This window comes from Albidovulum sp. (assembly GCF_049646345.1).
Classification (GTDB): domain Bacteria; phylum Pseudomonadota; class Alphaproteobacteria; order Rhodobacterales; family Rhodobacteraceae; genus Albidovulum.
Window position 1 is genome coordinate 1 of record NZ_JBARVQ010000902.1, and the last position, 3148, is coordinate 3148.

At 64.1% G+C, this 3148-nt stretch carries 4 protein-coding genes; 2 read left to right on the top strand and 2 right to left on the bottom strand.

The genetic code is table 11. From position 1 onward, the window contains the following. The coding region (locus WBB85_RS23520; protein WP_432640986.1) for an aminopeptidase P family N-terminal domain-containing protein at positions 1–766 on the bottom strand (766 nt) is incomplete at its 3' end. 208 nt (positions 767–974) lie between these two features. Beyond that, on the bottom strand, positions 975–1775 hold the full coding sequence (locus tag WBB85_RS23525; protein WP_432640987.1) for a DUF72 domain-containing protein: 801 nt from the start codon (positions 1773–1775) through the stop codon (positions 975–977). Between the two features lie 201 nt (positions 1776–1976). Between WBB85_RS23525 and WBB85_RS23530 the strand changes: the two genes are divergently transcribed. Then, positions 1977–2327: a cupin domain-containing protein gene (locus WBB85_RS23530; protein WP_432640988.1), complete on the top strand. Its 351-nt coding sequence runs from the start codon at positions 1977–1979 to the stop codon at positions 2325–2327. Next, on the top strand, positions 2327–3148 hold an 822-nt coding region (locus WBB85_RS23535), incomplete at its 3' end, for a P1 family peptidase (protein WP_432640989.1). The genes WBB85_RS23530 and WBB85_RS23535, both read left to right, overlap by 1 nt.

Here is a 3148-nt window from a genome sequence, read left to right on the forward strand (position 1 = left end):
AGCCCGAGATCATCGGGAAGGTGTTGAGCGACAGGATATCGCCAACCTGACATTCCCGCGCGGTGACGGGGTTGTGCGCCCCGTCTGTGTTGATGCCCGACTGGAACCAGACCCATGTGTCGCGGTACTCGGCGTCGGGGAAGCGCTTGGCGATCTCCATCTCCATCGCGTCACGGCCCGCCATGGCCACGTCAATCTCGCGCGCGCCGACCTTGACCGCGTCGCGGATCGCATAGCCACCGACATCGGCGACATTGGCGCCATGCTTGATCAGCGCTATTTCGGCGGCGGATTTGTGCATCCGCTGTTTCATCGTCGCGGGGGCGATGTCGATCACCTTCGACGGCGTCAGGAACGCTTTCAGCTTGTCCGATTGCAAGAGCGTCAGGTGGTCGCCCTCATAGCCCACGACCTTGCCCGGGCCTGTCACCGACAGGATCGCGCGCCAGTAATTGTCGCGCTGCCAGTCGGTATAGGTGATGTTGTCACCGTGGCTCCGCCGCCAGGGCTGGGCCGCGTCAATGCCGGCCGAGATCGTCACATCCTGCGCCGCGGTCACGACAAGCGCGTAGGGCCGCCCGAAAGAGCAGTAGAGGAAACCCGAATAGTAGGCGATATTGTGCATCGAGGTGAGCACGACCGCATCGACGCCTTCCGCGTCCATGATCGCGCGCAGCCCGCCCAGCCGCTGATCGTATTCCGACGCGGCGAAGGGCAGGACCTTGGTGCCCTGATGAAAACGGTATTGCTGGGGACGTTCCGTCATTTGTTCAGACCTCACATGATGGGGTCCGGCCGATGGCACGGGAACCCCGAAAGGTCCCGGCGTACAGGACTGCGGCGGATTTCTCCGCAAGCGGCGGGGCATCTGCCCCTGCGGCGACGCCATCGCCACGGGCTCGGTCGCTGTTTACCGCATCCAGCCCTGCCGGTTCTAGTCAAAAAACGACCTGTCGCAAGGTCGCCCGATGGCGCTATCCGCCCGCGCCTGCCCTTTCGATCAGAGCCATTGCAGCGGCCGGATTGGCTATCTTGTGACCGGAAATCACATAAAGGAACACGTCGCGCGGGCCGGTATCGGCACGCGTCGCCACCGTCGTCAGCCCCTCCGGTACGCGCCCCTCGGACAATGCGTGGGTCCGTGTTGCCCAGAGGTCGAGTTTATCTGCGGAGTAACCGAGGGGCTGGTCCTCAGATGTCCCCATGATGCGCAGATAGGCGAAGGGCGCGGTCGGATCGGCGATCTGCGGAAAGGCGCTGTCGCCCGCAGTGACAATCGCGACGCCATGTTCGCGGGCCAGGGCGATGAAGTCGCGGCAGCAGAAGCTTTCATGGCGGACCTCGACGGCGTGGCGGATCTGATGCCCCTCGACGCTTTTCGGCAGGAGCGTGAGAAAAGCCGCGAAATCCTCGGGGTCGAACTTCTTCGTCGCCATGAATTGCCAGTTGATGGGGCCTAGCTTGCGCCCGAGCCGCATCACCCCGCTGTCGAAAAAGCGCTGAATGGATTCGCCCGCCTCGGCCAGCACCCGGCGGTTGGTGGCAAAGCGCGGGCCCTTCACGGCAAAGACGAAATCGTCTGGCGTCTCACCGGACCAGCGTTCGAAACTCTCGGGCTTTTGCGACCCATAATAGGTGCCGTTGATCTCGATCGAGGTCAGATGCCCGGCGGCATGTTCCAGTTCTCGCTTCTGCGCGAGGTCCACAGGATAGAATGCCCCGCGCCAGGGCGCATAGGCCCAGCCGCCGATGCCGATGCGGATAGTGCCCGCCATGGGTGCCCCCTGTCATCGGGCCGAGTGTACCGCGTAACCGGTTCTTCGAACAGCGGAACCGGGGGTGAAATGAGGGGGCGATGCGCCGTCCGCAGGTAAACGGGATGAAATCGTTTGGCTGAAGGCCTAACTGTAGGGAACCCGGGGGTTTCACACCCCCGGACCCCCGTGGGGTATTTCAGCAATGAAGAAGGGTCGCAGATGAAGGTTGTCAATCTTGCCGAGAAGCTTTCGATGTTCGACACCCATTGGGATCCGAAGGTGGTCGCCGCTTACAACGGCAATGACATCATGGTGGTCAAGTTTCAGGGCGACTTTCCGTTCCACGACCACCCCGATACCGATGACTTCTTTCTGGTGATCGAGGGCGAGGTGCTGCTGGATGTCGGGGACGAGACACATGTGTTGGGCCCCGGCGAGTTATTTGTTGTGCCGAAGGGGCTGCGTCACCGGCCAAGGGCGGAACGGGAAGCGAAAGTGCTGCTGATAGAGCCGCAGGGCACGCCCAATACCGGTGACGCCGAGACGGCATCCGCGAAGGCGTATATCTGATGCGTCCGGGCAAGCGGAACCTGATCACCGATGTGGCGGGGCTGAGGGTCGGCAATGCCTCGGATCACCGTCTGCGGTCCGGCGCCACGGTGTTGCTGGGCGAGTGTCCCTTTGTCGCCGGCGTTCATGTCATGGGCGCCGCGCCCGGCACGCGCGAGACCGATCTTCTGGCACCGGACAAGCTGGTGGCCGAGGTTGACGCGCTGGTCCTCTCGGGCGGCTCGGCCTTTGGTCTTGATGCCTGTTCGGGGGTGTCCGACGGGCTTCGCGCTACGGGGCGGGGCTTTGCCGTGGGCGATCAGCGTGTGCCCATTGTGCCGGGGGCGATTCTTTTCGACCTTCTGAATGGCGGTGACAAGAGCTGGGCCGAGAACCCTTACCACGCGCTGGGCCGTGCCGCCTTCGACGCTGCGGGCGTGGAGTTCGACCTTGGCACGGCCGGGGCCGGGACCGGGGCCACAACGCATGACCTGAAAGGCGGGCTTGGCTCTGCCTCGGCAGTTCTGGAAAGCGGCATCACCGTGGGCGCACTGGTCGCGGTCAATGCCATCGGTTCGGTGACCGCAGGCGGTGGCCCGCAGTTCTGGGCCGCGCCATGGGAGATCGGGGGGGAGTTCGGCGGGCTTGGCCCGGTCGCAAGGTTTGATCCGGCGGACGAACCCGTCCTGTCGAAACAACAGGGCGAGGCCACAACCATCGCCATCGTCGCCACAGATGCACGGCTCGACAAGGCGCAGGCGACCCGGATGGCCATCGCGGCCCATGACGGGTTGGCCCGCGCCATCGTACCCGCCCATACGCCTTTCGACGGCGATCTGGTC